This window comes from Shimia marina (assembly GCF_001458175.1).
Lineage (GTDB): Bacteria > Pseudomonadota > Alphaproteobacteria > Rhodobacterales > Rhodobacteraceae > Shimia > Shimia marina.
This window is the reverse complement of the sequence record NZ_CYPW01000027.1, coordinates 82,985-100,636: the sequence shown is the minus strand read 5'-3', so window position 1 is coordinate 100,636 and position 17,652 is coordinate 82,985. Positions and strand designations below refer to the sequence as shown.

Genomic DNA, 17,652 nt, shown 5'->3' with positions numbered 1-17,652 from the left:
CACCTCTGCAAGCGCGCTTTTGCCGCATTACGTTAAGTCCGTACTTAAAGACACCGGCGCACCGGCCTGAGGCCAGTGCAACCTAAGGTCAATCAGCCCGAAAACGTTACGTCAGATTAACCCCATAAATGGGGCCGTCCAGTTGAAAAACCACTCTAGCGCGCAAGAGAGCCGCATGCCCCCCTTCCGTAAAGCGGCTCAACCGGCGGTAAATTGCAGACGTGCCAATTTGGCATAAAGCCCGTCTTGCGCCACAAGATCGTCATGACGCCCCTGCGCCACAATACGCCCTTCATCCATGACAATGATGCGATCCGCCTTTTTCACTGTGGCCAGACGATGCGCCACGATGATGGTGGTACGATCCTGAGACAGCGCATCCACAGCCGCCTGCACCAGACGCTCACTTTCTGCATCAAGTGCGGAAGTCGCCTCATCCAGCAACAGCACCGGTGCATCGCGCAAGATCGCCCGTGCGATGGCGATACGCTGTTTCTGCCCCCCCGAGAGCATCACGCCACGTTCACCCAATGGGCTGTCATAGCCCTCTGGCAAAGCAGAGATGAACTCATGTGCGGCAGCGGTCTTTGCAGCGGCCTCAACCTCAGCATCACTCGCATCAAGGCGGCCAAATCGGATATTGTCACGGGCACTTTGTGCAAAAATCACCGGATCCTGCGGCACCAGCGCCATATGCTGGCGGAAGGCCTCGCGCTGCATCTGTGGCAAAGGCACACCATCCAGACGCACCTCACCGCTGACCGGGTCATAAAACCGCTGCAGCATCTGAATGATTGTGGTCTTGCCCGCCCCCGAAGGACCCACCAAGGCCACGGTTTCCCCCGGCTGAATGGTCAGATCCACATGATCCAGCGCCGGCGCATCCGGCCGCGCAGGGTAGCGGAAAGACACATCCGCAAAGGTGATCTCGCCCTTGACCGGCAAAGCGAGCGCCTTAGGTGCATCAGGATCCAAAACGCTGTCTTCTGCATAGAGGAGCTCCACCAGCCGCTCCGTGGCCCCCGCGGCGCGCTGCAACTCACTCCAGATCTCAGACAGCGCCCCAACAGAGCCCGCCACCATCACCGAGTAGATCACAAACTGCACCAGCACACCGACACTCATGCCACCGGCACGCACATCCCGCGCGCCCATCCACAACACCACAACAACGCCAGTGAAAATCAGAAAGATCACAATCATCGTCAAAACTGCGCGGGTATTGATCCGGCGCATCGCCGCGCTCAGGGACAAGTCTGTGACGCGGTCAAAACCCGCTCTGGTCTGGGCCTCATGGGTAAAGGCCTGCACCGTCTGCACAGACAAAAGCGCCTCCGAGGCATTGCCAGAGCTTTCCGCAATCCAATCCTGATTTTCTCGGCTCAACCGGCGCAGCCGCCGCCCCAAAACCATGATCGGCACAATCACCATCGGCACCACAAGCAACACCATCAAAGTGAGCTTGGTGGAGGTGAACAGCATCAGCGCAAGACCCCCAAAAAACAGCAGGACATTGCGCAGAGCGATGGAAATCGACGAACCAATCACCGACTGAATGACCGTTGTATCCGTGGTGATCCGGCTCAGTACCTCACCCGTCATCAGGGTTTCAAAGAAAGAGGGGCTCATATTGATGACACGGGCAAACACCGCCTTGCGGATATCCGTGACCACCAACTCCCCAAGCTTTGTAACCAAGAGATACCGCAGTGCCGTGCCCACCGCGAGAAGCGCGGCAAATCCTAAAGCGGCCAGAAAATACTTATCCAGCAGCGCATCACTTTCCGTGCCAAAGTTATCCACAACCCGCCGCACTGCCACCGGCAGCATCAAAGAGACGGACGCCGTCAGCGTCAGCGCACAAAGCGCCAGGAAAGCATGGAAACGATATGGTTTCAAAAACGGGCGCAACCCTCTCAGGGCACTAATGTTTTTGCTTTTCTCACGATCCTGTTCGCTGGATGTAAGCTGCGGCTGTCTGGCCATGGGATGCCCTTGCGCTGTCAAGTGAACTTCTTGCCGTTAGTGGCCAAGCCTGCAGCAAGGGTCAAGCGCAGAGCGCAAAAAACGTGAAGTTGCCACAACCGGGACAGGCGGCGCACCACAAAATCTCAGATCAAAACATCAATTAACGGATATAAATCAGTGCAGTAAGCGGCGGAGCTAACTTTAAGTTCAGATCACTATTGGGAGAACATATTCTTGGAGCGGGTAGCGGGAATCGAACCCGCACCTTAAGCTTGGAAGGCTCTTATGATACCATTTCACCATACCCGCCAAGAATGCGCTTTTCCTAATTCAGCGGTCGCGGGACGTCAATAGGGCCACAGCCAACTAACGACAAATTCCGGGGAATTTCTGCGAGCGGGCGCATCGCCATCGAGATGATGCGCGAAAAACGCTTTAAAGAAACAGCCAATCAATCGCTGTCAGCACGACAAACACCGGCACAGAAAGAAGCGTCGCCACAAGCACAGCGGAGGCTTTTGTCCAGCGTTGCGCAGGCAGATTATGCCCAAATACGGAGGTGTGACTCGGTTTTCTCATGACTTCATTAACCATGAATTAGGTTTCTGAGGTGTTAATGAGCTTATGTTTGATGCTCAAATGCCCCTCCCCGCCAAGCCGCTTCAACAAAGCGGCGAATACCGTCAGGCCGTCACCATGGTGGGCGGGCAAAGTGTCACCTTATCTGACGGCACGCTGGTTTTGCAGCGTCGCTTTGGCAAACTCCCTGTCGCCCTGCTGCCGCGCGCACAGCTCTGCCGCGACACCCTAGGCGACAATTTGCGCGCAGCCAATTTACACAAATCGCTTTTGGTGATCAGCCCGGATCATCCCGCACCCTGGCTGGCTTCCCTGGGCGCGGTGGGGTTGATGTCGCCCAGCTATGTGGCGCAACTGTCTCTCACTGGGGATCTGCGCGCCCAAATGCATCAGAAGTGGCGCAACCGCCTGACATTTTCTCAAAGTCAGAACCTGCGCATCACCCGCCAAAACCTGCCCAGCAAACCTGACATCTGGCTGCTGCAAAAGGATCAGGACCAACAAAGCGCCCGCGGCTACAAGACCTGGTCTGAGGAACTGACGCGAGCCTATGGGCGCGCGAACCCCGGCGCTGCGAAACTCTTCACGGCCTTTGATGGCAAACATGAGGTCGCCGCCATGCTGTTTCTCTGTCATGGGCGCAGCGCAAGCTATCACATTGGCCACAGCACCCCCCATGGCCGCAGCCTCTGTGCTCATAACTTATTGCTTTGGGAGGCCATGCAATGGCTATCCGCCAAAGGTGTCACGCAGCTGGAACTGGGTACCATTGATACAGACAAAGCCCCGGGGCTCGCACGCTTCAAACTCGGCACCGGAGCCAAGCCCCGCGCGCTTGGCGGCACTTGGGGATGGTGGCCGCCGCTGGGGCGTCTGATGTCGCCCCTAAATCTGCTGGATCGCAGGCTGATGGCCGTGGCAGCGCAGGCCGACCATTCCTCAGCGCTGTAAGACAACAGAAAGCGTCAAAACTGGGCGGGAGGATCTCCCCCCACCCAATACTATTTTATCTCGCAGAATACCTACGCCTAAGTCACCCGTAAGCGGACATTATATTTCTCTGCGCGCCAAAGCTCCTTGGCCATCACCTCTTCAATGATCTCAGCCGCAGCAATGATGTCTGCATCGTCCAGATAGAGCGGCGTGAAGCCAAAACGCATGATATTGGGCGCCCGAAAATCGCCAATCACCCCGCGATCAATGATCGCCTGCATGGCCAGATAGCCATGCTCAAAAGCAAATGACACTTGCGAGCCACGCGTGGAAGCCTCGCGCGGGCTGGCCAGCGTCAACATCGGGCAGCGCTTTTCCACCTCAGTGATAAACAAATCCGACAGCCTCTGAGAGGCGGCGCGTAGTTCGGCCATGTCCACCCCGTCCCACGCGGTCAGCGCCTCCTGTAGCACAGCAAGTTGCAAAATGGGGGGCGTGCCCACACGCATGCGTTCTGTGGCGGAGGCAGGCCGATAGCTCAACTCCATCGCAAAAGGCGCGTCATGCCCAAGCCAACCCGACAGTGCCGGCTCAATACTCTCCACAATATCAGGCCGCACATAAATAAACGCCGGTGCGCCCGGCCCGCCATTGAGGTATTTATAGCTACAACCAACGGCAAATTCCGCCTTGCTTGCGGCCATGTCGAGCTGAACCGCCCCCGCAGAATGGGCCAGATCCCAGATCATCACTGCGCCAACCTCATGGGCGCGCTGGGTGATGGCCGCCATATCATGCATGCGCCCAGAGCGGTAATCCACCTGCGTCAACATCACCACCGCAACCTCTTCGGTGATCGCCGCCATCACCTCTTCTGGCGCGGGCGTGCGCAGCGTATAGCCCTGATCCAAGGTCTTGATCAGCCCCTCCGCCATATAAAGATCGGAGGGGAAATTGCCATTGTCGCTCAGGATGACTTTGCGATCTGGCCGCATCTTCAACGCGGCTGCAAGCGCCTGATAGACTTTGATCGACAGCGTGTCGCCGGTGGCCACAGAGCCCGCAGGAGCCCCGATCAAATCCGCAATCCGATCTCCCACCACCTGCGGCAACGCCATCCAGCCCGCAGAGTTCCAGGCGCGAATAAGCTGTGCGCCCCATTCCTCTGTGATGGTCTGCTGCGCCCGGGCAGCGGCCCCTTTGGGCAAGACGCCAAGTGAATTGCCGTCGAGATAGATCACGCCCTCTGGAATATCAAAAAGCTCTTTTCTGGGAAGCGAAACGCCCATGCTTACAAGTCTCCGCGCAGATGCCAAAGTTCCGGAAAAAGTTCCACATCCAGCATCCTGCGCAGATACTGAACGCCCGACGTGCCGCCGGTGCCCCGTTTAAAGCCGATCACCCGTTCCACCGTGGTGACATGGTTGAACCGCCACCGCCGGAAGTAATCCTCCAGATCGACCAGTTTTTCAGCCAGCTCATAAAGCCGCCAATGCGTGTCCACATCCTCATAGACGGTTTTCCAGCGCGCCTGAACCGCTGGCTGCGCCTTGTGCGGCTGCGTCAACTGCGGTGCGGGCATTGCGCGCGCATCCCCATCCAGCGAGACAAACAGATAGTGGATCACCTCGTCATAAAAGCTTGGCTGCGCCAGCTCTGACTCCAATGCGGCTTTAGCCTCCGGCACATGCGCGTGGGGTTTCACCATATTGGGGTTGCGGTTGCCCAGAACATATTCAATCAACCGGTATTGATGGCTCTGAAACCCCGAACTCGGCCCCAGAGCATCCCGAAATCGCGTATAATCCGCAGGCGTCATCGTCCGCAGCACATCCCAAGCCGAATTGAGCTGTTCAAAAATCCGACTGAGACGCGCCAGCATTTTGAACATATGGCTCAAATCCCCCTCCCTCAGCGCCTCACGCGCAGCGCCCAACTCATGCAGCGCGAGCTTCATCCACAGCTCTGAGGTCTGATGCTGAATAATAAACAAGAGTTCATCATGCGCATCACTCTGGGGATGTTGCTGTGTCAAAATCCCATCCAGATGCAGATAATCTCCATAGGACATAGCATCTTTAAAGGACATTTTGGCCCCATCCACCGATGGGTCATAGGCTTTGTCAGTCATTCGGTCTTCCCCTCCGCAAAACCGCATTTTTTTGCCACCCTACGCTCTGAGGAAAGACCGACAACCCCAGAAACAGAGCTTTTGGACTGCCAACGCTGCCAACACCAAAATCAACAAACCCAAAGCTCCCGGCCAGCAGTTTCAAAGCGCCCCCGGCTTCTTCTGACCCAAATACTCCGGGGGTGTGGGGGCTGGCCCCCACCAGCGCGCGCCTACAGCCACAAAAGTCCCGCCTATTTCTGCGCTATCCCCGCGACATAGGTCTGCGCCACCGCGCGATCATCCCCCATCATCATTAGAACAAACAGCTCCTCAGCCAGCGTTTTCGAAGCCTCCATCCGCAAGGCCATCGCAGAGGTCGCCGCCGCATCCAGCACCACCACATCCGCCGCGCTGCCTGCGTCGAGCGTGCCAATCTCATGTGCCAAACCAAGCGTCAGTGCATTGCCGCGTGTGATCCAGTGAAACGCCTGATAGGGATGCAGCGCCTGGCCCTGCAATTGCAGCACTTTGTAGCCCTCATTGAGGGTTTGAAGCATCGAATAACTGGTGCCCGCGCCAATATCCGTGGCAATCCCGCTCTGAATGCCCCGCGCTTTCAGACCACCCTGATCAAAAAGCCCGGAGCCAAGGAAAAGATTGGACGTGGGGCAAAACACCGGATGCGCGCCCCGCTCTGCCATGGCTGCAATCTCGCGATCTTCCAAATGAATGGCATGGCCCAAGAACATTTTATCTGTGACCAATCCAGCGGCTTCATAGATGTCCAGATAATCCCGCGCCTCTGGGTAAAGACTGGTAGCAAAGGCAATCTCATCCCGGTTTTCGCTCAGATGCGTCTGCACATAGCACTCCGGATGCTCTGTAACCAAAGCCCCCGCCGCCTCCAATTGCTCAGGCGTTGATGTGATCGCAAAACGCGGCGAAATCGCATAGCGCGCGCGCCCTTGCCCGTGCCATTTTGTTATCAGAGCCTTGCTGGCATCATATCCACTCTGCGGGCTGTCTAGCAGCCCGTCTGGCGCATTGCGGTCCATCATGACCTTGCCACCGATCATGCACATATTGCGCCGTGCGGCCTCCGCAAAATAAGCCTCAGCAGAGGTTTCATGGACAGAGCAAAACGCCATCGCAGAAGTGGTGCCATGGCCGGTCAACTGATCGTAAAATGCCGTTGCCATACGCGTGGCATGGCCCGCATCCGCAAAACTCAACTCCGCAGGGAAGGTGTAATTGTTGAGCCAGTCCAAAAGCTGCGACCCCCAGCTTGCCACCACTTGCACCTGCGGAAAATGCAGATGCAGGTCGATGAATCCCGGCATCAAAAGCTGCGGACGGTGATCCACAACCGCGGCACTCGGCGCCGTTGGCGCAACCTGATCAAACGGCCCCATGGCCAGAATCTTGCCATCCGCAATCAATAGGGCGCCATCTTCGTGATAGACAAAACTATCGGTGTCTTCCGGCCCCTGCGGCTCCGCAACAAAACTCAATACGCGACCGCGCAGTATTTTCTGTGTCATTTTTGACCTCTTGAGTGAGAGCCGCCCGGTTTAGGAGGGGGCGACCACGGGTTGAGCGGCAGTTTCAGAGGTCAATGCAATGATCACCTCGGCCACAACCATGGCCGCAATCACCGCAGGCCGCTTATCGCGGCTACCGCTTGCCCCATCCTTGTTTCCAATGGGGCAGTTAAGGGTGTCTGTCATCAGCCCGGCACAAGTGCTGCGGGCAAAACTCTCAAAATTCCCACGTTTGGTGTTTGATCCAATCATCCCGACCCAACGCGCATCACGCCGTGCAAGCACCTCTGAGGTCAGCAGGAAATCCAGCGCATGATCATGTGTCAGTACAATGAAGGCACTGCCCGCTGGCGCATGGCGCACCTCTGCCTCCGGCAGGGCGGTGAGACGCGTTTCAACCTGTGCCTGACACAGAGCAAGCTCCGCACTGCGACTGTCCACCAGCACGCAGCGCAGCGGCAAATGCTGAAACTGATCCGCTAGGGCCCGGCCCACATGACCTGCCCCAAAGACATAGACATGCGGCATCGCCGCGGCATCCTTTGTCACCTGCGCGATCGCCTCTTCACGCGCCTGCGCGCCCATCAAAGCGAGCGTGATCTCCACACGTCCACCACAGCACTGGCCGATCTCTGGCCCCAGAGGCACATCCATGAAGCCAGACTCTTCGCCAAAATTCAGAAGCTTACGCGCCTGATCTAACGCCATATATTCAAGCTGGCCGCCGCCAATGGTGCCCACCATCTCACCTTTGGCGACAAACATCACAGCACCTTCTTCGCGCGGTGAACTGCCCCGCACACGGGTGATCTCCACCCGCATCACCGCGCGATTGCGGCCCAAGAATGCTATGAGGTCCGCCGCGGTCATCCGCGCATCCGCTCCACCGCCATCAGCACACGCTCCGGCGTGGCCGGTGCATCCAGACGCGGGCATTCGGCGTAATCCGCCACCGAGGCCACCGCCATGCCCAGCGCCTCAAACACACAGATCGGCAGCATAAACGGCGGTTCCCCCACCGCTTTGGAGCGTTTGATTGTCAGCTCGCGGTTTTCCGACCAATCCGCCAGATTGACGTTGAACTCGCGCGGAATATCCCCGGCCAGTGGGATCTTATAGGTGCTTGGCGCATGGGTCTTAAGCTGGCCTTTCTGATCCCACCAAAGTTCTTCGGTGGTGAGCCAGCCCATGCCCTGCACAAAAGCCCCCTCAACCTGCCCCTTGTCCAGCACAGGATTCAGCGACTTGCCCACATCATGCAGCACATCGACGCGATCCACGGTATATTCCCCGGTCAGTATATCCACCGAAACCTCGGCCACTGCCGCACCATAGGCGTAGTAGTAAAACGGTCGCCCCTGTCCCTTTTCGCGATCCCAGTGAATCTTCGGCGTTTTGTAAAACCCTGCGGCCCAAAGCTGCACCCGGCTCATATAGGCCTGTTTGATGAACTCCCCAAAGGGGAACACCTCATCGCCCACATGCACCTCATTGGGCGCAAAATGTATCAACAGCGCCTCGACCTCAAAATGATCACAGGCCCAGCGGATGAGCCGCTCCTTGATCTGCTCACAGGCATTCAGCGCCGCCATCCCGTTCAGATCCGTGCCCGAACTCGCCGCTGTGGCGGAGGTATTTGGCACTTTCTCCGTGGTGGTCTTGGTGATCTTGATCCTGTCCACATCCACCTGAAAGGCTTCGGCCACCACTTGGGCAATCTTGATATTGAGCCCCTGCCCCATCTCGGTGCCGCCGTGATTGAGCATGATGGAGCCGTCATTATAGATATGCACCAGAGCACCGGCCTGATTGTACCAGGTTGCGGTAAAGCTGATCCCGAATTTCACCGGGGTGAGCGAGATACCTTTGCGGATGATCCCACCTTTAGCGTTGTGGTCCAGCACCGCCTGACGGCGCGCCCGATAGTCGGAATTCTGTTCCAGCTCCTCCACCAGCCGCGGCATGACATTGTCCTCCACCGTCTGGTGGTAGGGCGTCACATTGCGATCTGTGGTGCCGTAGAAATTCGCCTTACGCACCTCCAGCGGGTCTTTGCCAAGGCTGTAGGCAATCTCCTCAATCATCCGCTCCGCCGCCACAACACCCTGCGGCCCGCCAAAGCCACGAAACGCGGTGTTGGAGACAGTGTTGGTCTTCATCGGGCGGCTTTGCAGCTTCACATGCGGGTAGAAATACGCGTTGTCGGCGTGAAACAGCGCGCGGTCGGTTACCGGACCAGAGAGATCAGAGGTCCAGCCACAGCGCGCGGCAAAGACATTGTCCACCGCCGCAATCCGGCCTTCCCCATCAAAGGCCACATCATAATCCACGACAAAATCATGGCGCTTGCCGGTGCTTTCCATATCCTGATCGCGGTCAGGACGGATTTTCACAGCCCGGTTCCACCTCTTTGCCGCCATGGCGGCCACGGCAGCAAACTGGTTCATCTGGCTTTCCTTGCCACCAAAACCGCCGCCCATACGGCGCACATTCACAACCACTGCATTGCTCGGCACCCCCAGCACATGCGCCACCATATGCTGCGCCTCGCTTGGGTGCTGAGTGGAGGAATGCACGATCACATCGTCATCCTCGCCGGGCATGGCAAAGGCAATATGCCCCTCCAGATACATATGATCCTGCCCGCCAATACGCATCTGTCCCTGAATACGGTGGGCAGCGCTCGCCTGCCCCACGGCCACATCCCCCCGTTGCAAGGTCATGGGATCGGTCACATGCGGATAGCCACGCGCAATCGCTTCATCCGCCTCAATCACGTGATCCAGCGGCGCATAGTCAATCTCTGCCAGCTCCACCGCGCGGCGGGCAATGTCGCGGCTTTCGGCCACCACAGCAAAGAGCACCTGCCCCCAGAATTCGACCTTCTCGGTGGCAAACAGCGGCTCATCATGCCGCCCCGTAGGGCTCACATCATTCACCCCGGGCACATCCTCTGCGGTCAGCACGCCCACCACACCGGGGGCTGCGCGCACCGCGCTCAGGTCCATAGAGACAATTTTGGCATGGGCCACTTTGGCGGTGCCAAAATAGGCATGCAGCGTGCCCACGGGTTCGGCGATGTCATCACAATACTCGGCCGCCCCCATCACATGTTTAAAGGCGCTGTCGTGGATGTGGTCAGTATGCGCTGCACCGCGTATCGCAACGGTCTGTTTCATCATCTCACTCCTCACGCCCGTTCCAGCCGCGCGTCTGCGCCGGACTGTTCCAGCCAGAAGCGGCGGAACAGGTTCTGCGCCACTTTCATGCGATAATCGGCCGTGGCGCGCATATCGCTCAAAGGCTGGAAATCCTCTGGCAGCTTCTCTGCCGCCGCCAACAGGCTGGCCTCGCTCCAGGACTGGCCAAGCAATGCCGCCTCTGCCGCCGCCGCGCGCGCGGGCACGCCCGCCATACCTCCAAAGGCCAGACGCGCGGCTGTGATCACCCCTGCCTCCACCGTCACCTGCATCCCCACAGCCACCGAGGAAATATCCTCTTCGCGCCGTTTGGAAATCTTGTAGGCCGCATGATAGCCACCTGCGACGCGCGGAATGGTGATACTCTCAACAAACTCTCCCTCGACGCGGTCCTGCTTGCCATAGTCGAGGAAAAACGCTTCAAGTGGCAGCTGCCGTCGCGCATCGCCCTTACGCAGGGTGATCGACGCGCCCAGCGCAATCAATACCGGCGGCGTGTCTCCAATCGGGCTGCCGTTGGCGATATTGCCCCCAATTGTGCCCATATTGCGCACCTGCCAACCCGCGATACGATCCCAATAGGCCACCAGATGCGGATAATGCTGCGCAATCACATCCTGCGCCTCAGTATAGGTCACCCCGGCGCCAAATGTCACCGCATCCTCGGTCACTGTGATCTCTTTCAAGCCGTCCAATTGGCCAATGAACACCGCCGAAGAAATCCGCTTTAAAAACTTGGTCACCCAAAGCCCGACATCGGTGGACCCCGCCACAATGGTTGCCTCTGGCGCAGCTTTCAGAACCGCGGCCAGATCATCCACATCCGCAGGCAGGATTGCGCGGCTATCGCCTTTGGAAATATCGACCCGACGCCCATCACGCATAGCTGTCAGACGCGCAGTCACGCTGTCCCGCTCCGTGGCCAAATGCTCGGCGGAGGCCGTGCCATAGTCCGTCACCGCCTGTGCGGCGCGAATGATCGGCGCATAGCCGGTGCACCGACACAGGTTGCCCTGCAGCGCGCTTTCCACTTGCCGGACAGTGGGCCGTGCATGCGCCATCCACAGCGCATAAAGCGACATCACAATACCTGGCGTACAAAAGCCACATTGGCTGCCATGATACTCCACCATGGCCTGCTGCACCGGCGACAAACGCCCATTTGGGCCGCCAAGATACTCAATGGTCACCACATGACAGCCATCCAGCGAGGCCAGAAAGCGAATACAGGCATTCACCGTTTCATACCGCAGCCCCTCTGGCGTGAGCCGCCCAACCATCACGGTACAAGCGCCACAATCGCCTTCAGCACAGCCTTCCTTACTCCCGGTAAGGCGCTGATCAAGACGCAGAAAATCAAGGAGCGTATCATCTGCGCCCACATCCGAAAGCGCCATATCGCGCCCGTTGAGAAGAAACCGTATTTCGCTGCGGTGCTGCATCCTGACCTCTTGCTGGGAGTCGGCACGTCTTTGGCCACACATCAGTGTAGCAAGGCTCAAGACTTGACCGAAACGTGGGTTTTGGCAAATCTATTTCAATGATTTATTGAAAATGACAAGCGCATTCGCCACTAAATTGGGCAAAAGCGAGATCAGCCACACAAAGGACTGCCATGCCATATCTTGAAAGCCTGCGTGTGTTTGTACGCGTTGTGGAGCTGGGGTCCATCACCTCCGGAGGTCGCGATCTGCGCCTCACACCAGCGGTGGCTTCAAACCGCGTCAAGGAGTTGGAAACACGGCTGGGGGTGCGGCTTTTCAATCGCACAACCCGCCACCTCTCCCCCACCGAAGTGGGCAAGGTGTTTTATGATCACGCCCGCAAGGTGATTGAAACGCTCGATGAGGCCGAAGCGGTGGTGGCAGGATTTTCCGATACCCCTCGGGGGACCATCCGCGTCACCGCCCCTTTGGGCGTGGGGCGGCGCATCATCGCACCTCTGATCCCGACCTTCACCGATCTGCACCCCAATGTGGATGTGCGCCTGCGTCTGTCTGATCGCAAGGTCGACATCTTCGAAGATGGGTTGGATGTGGCCTTCGTGCTGGGCGAGCTGCAAGACAGCAATCTCAAGCTGCGCAAGATTGCAGATTGTGACCGCGTGCTGGTTGCCGCACCCGAGTACCTCGCCCGCGCAGGCATACCGCAGACCCCGGAAGAGCTTCTGGCCAAACACAATTGCCTTTTGTTGCGCTTTCCAAGGTCTCCAGAATATTTTTGGACGCTACAAACACCAAATGGCCCTCAGAAGATTGAGGCCAAAGGCCGGTTTGATGCGGATGATGGGGATGTGCTCACCCAATGGGCGTTGGACGGGGCTGGCGTGGCCAACAAACCCCGCTTTGATGTGGCCGCCCATCTGAAAAGCGGTGCCTTGGTGGAAGTGCTGCCAGATACCCCACCAGTCCCTGCGGCCTTTGGCTGCCTCTACCCACACCGCAAACTGCAAGATCCCAAGGTGCGCCTATTTGTGGACTTCATCACCACCGAAAGCCGACAGGCGATCGCGCGCCTTTGACCGGCCGCGCGCCACGCCACTTGCAGGTAGCAGATATCCGAAACTCAGGAATGCAGCGCCAACGGCCCACTGTCGCGCAGGTCCGGCGTAAACAATGTAAAGGTCGCGCGCCCATCATGCTTGGACGCGTAAAGTGCCGCGTCCGCATCCGCCATCAACTGATCAACCGAGGCCCCAACCTCACCGGTATGGATAGCAATCCCAACACTCGCAGACACCTGACACAGGCTGTCCTTGTAGGGCACAGGACGCTCCACTTCCTTGATGATCCGCTGAGAAATCCGCCCCAGAACATCGGCATCCGTCGTGCCATTGATAACCAGTACAAATTCATCACCGCCGACACGGGCCACCACATCATCGTCCCGGCTGCTGTCCACAAGGACCTTGGCCACATGCTGCAAGACCAGATCCCCCGCCGCATGCCCTTTGGTGTCATTGACCTCTTTAAAGAAATCAAGATCCACATGCAGCAGCCCAAAGGGCGTGGTTTCCTCCACCATCCGCGGCAAGATGTAATCCAGCGCGCGGCGGTTCTTTAGCCCAGTCAACGTATCGGTATAGGCCTGCTCTTCTGCTGCAATCTTCGCACCTTGCAGGCGCTGATTCAGCTTGCGGCTCGCCTCCATCGCAGCGGACTTCGCTTCCACCAGATAGAGCATCTCAATTGTCAAATCGGTCGCGGCAAAATCACGGGCGTTCAATTCATACTCACGCACAGCGTCCAGAATGGAAATGCCAAAGCTCAGATTGACAATGGCCCCGTCGCCATGTGGCATCAGAACCCCCTTAAGCCCGGTCTGAGGATCGCTGCGCTTCTTGAGGTGCAGCTTCTTCCCCTGCACCTGCAACAGGCATTCCATGGAGCTCACACCATGCGGACGGTTGAGTTCAAACGCCTCCAGAAAACGCTGACCAATCAGATCACCATCCGGATATAGCTTCGCCAGCGTCGGACCAGCATGCACAATCCTGCCAACGCAGTCCAAATGCACATGCATCGGACACAGGACATCCATAGTGGCCACAAGATCACCATTCTGATCCATTTCGCTCACCCTGCACGTGCTCCCAATTCAAATTCACGACCGCTTGCAAAAGCGCTTTCCACCAAGGTAATGTCGATCACCTCCGCATCCTGCTGCGCGCCTTGATGCTCCAGAAACACCAAAGCCCCATAGTCATCGGCCATGGTCCGCAAAATACCAATCATCACATGCCCAAAGCCCAACTGATCATGACGACAGGTCAGGCTAAAACACTCTGACGAATGCTCCCGCAGCTCAAGCGATGGCAAAATCAGATCATCAACGGCCAACCGCGCCCGTTCGGGCAGGTCATCCAAGGACTGCAGAAACTCAACAAAATCCAGCCCGCCAAATCGCAGCAACCGTCGCAGTGCCTCAACGTTGGGATGCGTGACCAGATAGGTGCCGATGTCTTCGAGGATGGTTTCACGCGGCGCGCCGATGACTTTAGCGCTAGCCATGATCAGATCATCGGTCACACTATCTTCATAGTGCAGCATCGCCTCAAAGTCCGTGGTCTCCACGCTGGCAAGACGGGTCACCTCAATCCAGCGCGACTGCCCATAGCTGTCGCGGACAAAGCATTGTATTGCTCTGTTGATCAACCCATGCATCAGTACACCTCTTCCGTCATACGCACTATGACACGACCTATCTTAAGATTTCCCCAACACGTCAGAATTCTGGAAACAACTCCAACGCACCAATCCACAAGGAATTGCGGCTGCTGGGGGCAACCTCAAAACGTCCCTCCATTATATGCTCAACATGTCCACGGGTCACCTGCATGGCGCCCTCCGTCGGCACGTTTGCACCTATGAAAAGATCTGCCCCCCGTTCAAACACACTAAAAACGGTAAAATTTCGTCCATTGGTGGGCAAAAACAAAAAACCCTCTCTCCCTAATTGTGTCGGCTGAAAGTCGCCGAGCAGCAAAACACAGCCAGGATCCGACCGTTTTTCGCACAGTTCCGCCCAGTTTCTAAGGCGATACCCGGACCAAGCAAGCAAATTCTGCGCCTGAATATCAGCTTCTGCGGGAATGATGCTCAAAGAATTCAACAACGCCTTGGCATCGCGCAGCTCACGCGTATCCTGCGTCACCTGCTCCAATTCCCATTTGCTCGGCACCTTACTCAAGGCCGCAATCGCCTTTGCGTACTCCGGATGATCATTCCCCATCTGCGCGATCAGAAAATCCAGCCCACGTTGTCCGGCACGCCCCCAGTCATTCTGCAACTCCCAAAGCGGTGCATCGGCGGGTGACAGATCCTCCCGAAGAATGCGCGCAACCTGCGATGCGCTTGAAATCCGCTCTGCATTCAGGAGAGGCGTCAACCACAGCGCTGCAAGCGCCAGAACCAGACCTGCAATCAAAATATTGGCCTGCCGAATGCGCCGCATCCATCCGCGCCCGGTCATAACGGCGATAGCATAAGTGAGCGCATAGATCGCCACGATACCCGCCGAACAGACCGCCGCAAGCCGCGGTGGTGTCCAGCCATGCTGCGCAACACGCAACCACAAAGCATAGCCCGCGAGGGCGGCAATCACCGGCAAGAGCAGCGCCAGCGCACCGGTGGCCCAGCGCATCCACCCGCTTGGCACGGCATCGGCATCCCCACGATCTAGCGCAACACTGACAAGGCTGATCATTGCAACCGCCACCGCCAAAAGGGTTCCGGCCCGGCTCAGGCTGCCAAACAAAGCCCCCGGATCCTGCAACAGGGCAGCGATGACAAAAACCACCACCACCGCCAGGACAACCGGAATGAGGAGGCGCAGGAGCCGAAGCACAAGGAAAGGCGAAAGATAGTCCCGCATTTCATGCACCACCGATAGGCCAAGCCCCAGCGCTACTCCGGTGATCAGATAGGGCACAGCATCAATATCCAGCAGATCGTCAATGACCGTCAGCCCAACGATCTGCAAAAGCGCATCACTCAGAAACACCACCGCCCAGAACACTCCAGCAAAGAGCCAGGCGGCAGAATAGCGCACAAGGATGCCCCAACTCACATCAAACAGATGCACATAGTCCCAAACCATGCGGTGGTCTCGTAAAAGGCTAGCGGCAAATGGCGTGCCAACCGCAAGCAGGATCGCCCAGGCAATCGCCGGGTAGCCTGCATCAAAAAACGTCTCCAACGTGTCAAAGCGCAAACCGGCCGCAAAAAACAACACTGCCGCAACAGCGGAAAGGCACAGAGCGGGCCAGATGGAGCGGGCCACCCGATAGGGACCACTCAACCCAAGAAGCACGGCAAAAAAACCAGACACAAAGCTGAAGACGGCCAGATAGGCATGTGGCTGCGTCACGACCTCGGGGATCTGCTCCACAAGCGCCCAGATAGAAAGGCCGGCAAAGCCGCCAACCAAAGCCATTTCAGCGCGCCCCGCTGCCGTGCGCCCCTCTTGCGTATGCATGGCTCCCCTCCTGCAAATGTCGCGCATTCTCTATCGCTCTTGGCCCAGAAAAACAATGCTTTGACGCTTGACCTTAAGTCAAAACATAGGCCGGCTCGCCCGACAAATAAGGCCACCATTGCACAGGTCACGTTGAATTTCGGGCACAGCCCAGGCCATCACCGTCTCAGAATGAGAGCAGCGCGCTCAAGCGCAACTGCCACTCAGCTGCTCACCCAATCCGGGAGATGCCCAATATTGGTCAGAACCACATCCGCAAGTGGGGCCAACTCTTCCGTCCCGGCCACCCCGGTCAGAACAGCCACGGTCTGCATCCCTGCACGGCGTCCCGCGATCAAATCATGCGTACTGTCGCCCACCATGGCCACGCGGCCCGGTGACAAGGCGGCATGATCCGCAAATGCCAAAAGCGGCGCAGGGTCCGGCTTGGCCCCAAATCCGCTGTCAAACCCGGCAATGAAGCCAAAACGATCCTCAACACCTGCTTCACGCAGATGCGCCCGCGCCCCGTATTCGGTATCATTGGTCATCACGCCAAGCTGCAAGCCATGGCTCAAAAACCCGTCCATCAGCGGCCCAAGCGGGACAGCAGGCGACAAAGGTGCCTCCGCAGCAGCCAGCATCAGATCCGTCTCAATCTGGTCCACATCACCCTGAGGCAGAACACCTGCCACCGCTTCTGCGGCTTCACGATTGGTCCCGGCAATGACAAAACTTTCTGGCAAAAAGGCCTGCGCCTGAAGATCATATTCCAACGCTTGCGCAATGCGCCCTGCCAAAGCCGTGTCTCCCGCGGCAAAGCGCGCAATCATCTGTGCCGCCCAACCGTTCCAGGTGGCTCCGAAATCAAACAACGTACCGTCTTTATCAAACAGAAGTCCGTCAACCCGCATCATATTGCCTTTTGTGATGTCTTCGCTCTTACGCCCGGCAATCCTGCCAGATCTGCGTTCATCGCAGCACCGTGCCCCGCGTCCCCTGCTGACGCAAGCAAAACCACACATGCGCCGCGCAGTGTTTCAGGTCCAATGGGCCCGAGATGCCCCCAGCAGCTGATGTGCGGCCTGCAAAGGCACCTCAAAGGCGAGCTCATTGGCATCGCAAAAGGCCACAACCCAGGCATCATCCATGGTCAGGAATTCCAGCACGGACCCCATAAAGTCAGAATCACCCGCCCGCACGCGCAGGTCTTCAACCGACGCACCAGTAGCCCCAAGAAAGACCGAAACCACCTCATCTTGGGTCACCAACCAGCCCAAAGCCTTCAGCGCAACGGTTTCCGCAAAGTCTTGAGACATGTTCATTTGTCAAAACTTTCGAAAGAGTTTGTTAACCATTGCTC

15 protein-coding genes and 1 tRNA gene are annotated in these 17,652 nt (G+C 57.7%); 2 read left to right on the top strand and 14 right to left on the bottom strand.

All coding sequences use genetic code 11. The features are described from left to right. Nucleotides 1-198: 198 nt before the first annotated feature. The 3 genes from SHM7688_RS13180 to SHM7688_RS19900 all read right to left on the bottom strand — a co-directional run bounded on the left by SHM7688_RS13180 (nt 199) and on the right by SHM7688_RS19900 (nt 2,547). A complete protein-coding gene (locus tag SHM7688_RS13180; RefSeq protein ID WP_058240408.1) occupies nt 199-1,986 on the bottom strand; it encodes an ABC transporter transmembrane domain-containing protein in 1,788 nt (595 codons plus the stop codon). 217 nt (nt 1,987-2,203) lie between these two features. Next, nucleotides 2,204-2,277 (bottom strand) — tRNA-Gly (locus SHM7688_RS13175). A gap of 126 nt (nt 2,278-2,403) precedes the next feature. Continuing rightward, the gene (locus SHM7688_RS19900; protein ID WP_188128101.1) at nt 2,404-2,547 is read right to left on the bottom strand and encodes a hypothetical protein; all 144 of its coding nucleotides are present in this window, start codon (nt 2,545-2,547) and stop codon (nt 2,404-2,406) included. A 45-nt stretch (nt 2,548-2,592) separates the two neighbouring features. On the opposite strand from SHM7688_RS19900, the gene SHM7688_RS13170 reads away from it, so the two are divergent. Further along, entirely contained in the window at nt 2,593-3,498 is a 906-nt protein-coding gene (locus SHM7688_RS13170; protein ID WP_058240407.1) for a GNAT family N-acetyltransferase, read from the top strand. A gap of 77 nt (nt 3,499-3,575) precedes the next feature. Here SHM7688_RS13170 and kynU read toward each other — a convergent pair whose 3' ends face one another. From kynU to xdhA, 6 genes are all read right to left on the bottom strand, one after another. Next, nucleotides 3,576-4,769, bottom strand: a complete 1,194-nt coding sequence (gene kynU / locus SHM7688_RS13165; RefSeq protein WP_058240406.1) for a kynureninase — start codon at nt 4,767-4,769, stop codon at nt 3,576-3,578. 2 nt (nt 4,770-4,771) lie between these two features. Next, nucleotides 4,772-5,611 (bottom strand): tryptophan 2,3-dioxygenase, encoded by an 840-nt coding sequence (locus SHM7688_RS13160; RefSeq protein ID WP_058240405.1) that lies wholly within the window; start codon nt 5,609-5,611, stop codon nt 4,772-4,774. 233 nt (nt 5,612-5,844) lie between these two features. Next, nucleotides 5,845-7,134, bottom strand: coding sequence for a guanine deaminase (gene guaD / locus SHM7688_RS13155; RefSeq protein WP_058240404.1), 1,290 nt, complete (start codon nt 7,132-7,134; stop codon nt 5,845-5,847). A gap of 30 nt (nt 7,135-7,164) precedes the next feature. Further along, a complete protein-coding gene (xdhC, locus tag SHM7688_RS13150; RefSeq protein WP_058240403.1) occupies nt 7,165-8,004 on the bottom strand; it encodes a xanthine dehydrogenase accessory protein XdhC in 840 nt (279 codons plus the stop codon). Continuing rightward, nucleotides 8,001-10,313, bottom strand: a complete 2,313-nt coding sequence (gene xdhB, locus SHM7688_RS13145; protein WP_058240928.1) for a xanthine dehydrogenase molybdopterin binding subunit — start codon at nt 10,311-10,313, stop codon at nt 8,001-8,003. The genes xdhC and xdhB overlap by 4 nt, the downstream gene beginning before the upstream one ends. An 11-nt stretch (nt 10,314-10,324) precedes the next feature. After that, nucleotides 10,325-11,776, bottom strand: a complete 1,452-nt coding sequence (xdhA, locus tag SHM7688_RS13140; RefSeq protein ID WP_058240402.1) for a xanthine dehydrogenase small subunit — start codon at nt 11,774-11,776, stop codon at nt 10,325-10,327. A 173-nt stretch (nt 11,777-11,949) separates the two neighbouring features. Here xdhA and SHM7688_RS13135 point away from each other — a divergent pair, with 173 nt between their 5' ends. Then, entirely contained in the window at nt 11,950-12,855 is a 906-nt protein-coding gene (locus SHM7688_RS13135; RefSeq protein ID WP_058240401.1) for a LysR family transcriptional regulator, read from the top strand. A 44-nt stretch (nt 12,856-12,899) separates the two neighbouring features. Here the strand turns inward: SHM7688_RS13135 and SHM7688_RS13130 are convergent, their stop codons facing one another. The 5 genes from SHM7688_RS13130 to SHM7688_RS13110 form a co-directional block, all read right to left on the bottom strand. After that, on the bottom strand, nt 12,900-13,904 hold the full coding sequence (locus tag SHM7688_RS13130) for a GGDEF domain-containing protein (RefSeq protein ID WP_058240400.1): 1,005 nt from the start codon (nt 13,902-13,904) through the stop codon (nt 12,900-12,902). Nucleotides 13,905-13,909: 5 nt separating this feature from the next. Further along, nucleotides 13,910-14,497 (bottom strand): heme NO-binding domain-containing protein, encoded by a 588-nt coding sequence (locus SHM7688_RS13125; RefSeq protein WP_058240399.1) that lies wholly within the window; start codon nt 14,495-14,497, stop codon nt 13,910-13,912. A gap of 61 nt (nt 14,498-14,558) precedes the next feature. After that, nucleotides 14,559-16,310: a DUF4153 domain-containing protein gene (locus SHM7688_RS13120; protein WP_058240398.1), complete on the bottom strand. Its 1,752-nt coding sequence runs from the start codon at nt 16,308-16,310 to the stop codon at nt 14,559-14,561. A 203-nt stretch (nt 16,311-16,513) separates the two neighbouring features. Then, complete coding sequence (locus SHM7688_RS13115) at nt 16,514-17,206, bottom strand: HAD family hydrolase (RefSeq protein WP_058240397.1); 693 nt, start codon at nt 17,204-17,206, stop codon at nt 16,514-16,516. 123 nt (nt 17,207-17,329) lie between these two features. Then, nucleotides 17,330-17,614 carry a DUF3572 domain-containing protein gene (locus tag SHM7688_RS13110; protein ID WP_058240396.1) on the bottom strand — a complete coding sequence of 95 codons (285 nt, stop codon included), beginning with the start codon at nt 17,612-17,614 and terminating at the stop codon, nt 17,330-17,332. Nucleotides 17,615-17,652: the final 38 nt, after the last annotated feature.

Bases quoted from the DNA above. Each gene is read 5' to 3' on its own strand.
- SHM7688_RS13110 (WP_058240396.1), bottom strand. From the start codon at position 17,614: ATGAACATGTCTCAAGACTTTGCGGAAACCGTTGCGCTGAAGGCTTTG.
- SHM7688_RS13135 (WP_058240401.1), top strand. From the start codon at position 11,950: ATGCCATATCTTGAAAGCCTGCGTGTGTTTGTACGCGTTGTGGAGCTG.
- SHM7688_RS13120 (WP_058240398.1), bottom strand. From the start codon at position 16,310: ATGCATACGCAAGAGGGGCGCACGGCAGCGGGGCGCGCTGAAATGGCT.
- SHM7688_RS13130 (WP_058240400.1), bottom strand. From the start codon at position 13,904: ATGGATCAGAATGGTGATCTTGTGGCCACTATGGATGTCCTGTGTCCG.
- SHM7688_RS13180 (WP_058240408.1), bottom strand. From the start codon at position 1,986: ATGGCCAGACAGCCGCAGCTTACATCCAGCGAACAGGATCGTGAGAAA.
- xdhB (WP_058240928.1), bottom strand. From the start codon at position 10,313: ATGAAACAGACCGTTGCGATACGCGGTGCAGCGCATACTGACCACATC.
- SHM7688_RS13125 (WP_058240399.1), bottom strand. From the start codon at position 14,497: ATGCATGGGTTGATCAACAGAGCAATACAATGCTTTGTCCGCGACAGC.
- SHM7688_RS13160 (WP_058240405.1), bottom strand. From the start codon at position 5,611: ATGACTGACAAAGCCTATGACCCATCGGTGGATGGGGCCAAAATGTCC.
- guaD (WP_058240404.1), bottom strand. From the start codon at position 7,134: ATGACACAGAAAATACTGCGCGGTCGCGTATTGAGTTTTGTTGCGGAG.
- SHM7688_RS13170 (WP_058240407.1), top strand. From the start codon at position 2,593: ATGTTTGATGCTCAAATGCCCCTCCCCGCCAAGCCGCTTCAACAAAGC.
- SHM7688_RS19900 (WP_188128101.1), bottom strand. From the start codon at position 2,547: ATGAGAAAACCGAGTCACACCTCCGTATTTGGGCATAATCTGCCTGCG.
- kynU (WP_058240406.1), bottom strand. From the start codon at position 4,769: ATGGGCGTTTCGCTTCCCAGAAAAGAGCTTTTTGATATTCCAGAGGGC.
- SHM7688_RS13115 (WP_058240397.1), bottom strand. From the start codon at position 17,206: ATGATGCGGGTTGACGGACTTCTGTTTGATAAAGACGGTACGTTGTTT.
- xdhA (WP_058240402.1), bottom strand. From the start codon at position 11,776: ATGCAGCACCGCAGCGAAATACGGTTTCTTCTCAACGGGCGCGATATG.
- xdhC (WP_058240403.1), bottom strand. From the start codon at position 8,004: ATGACCGCGGCGGACCTCATAGCATTCTTGGGCCGCAATCGCGCGGTG.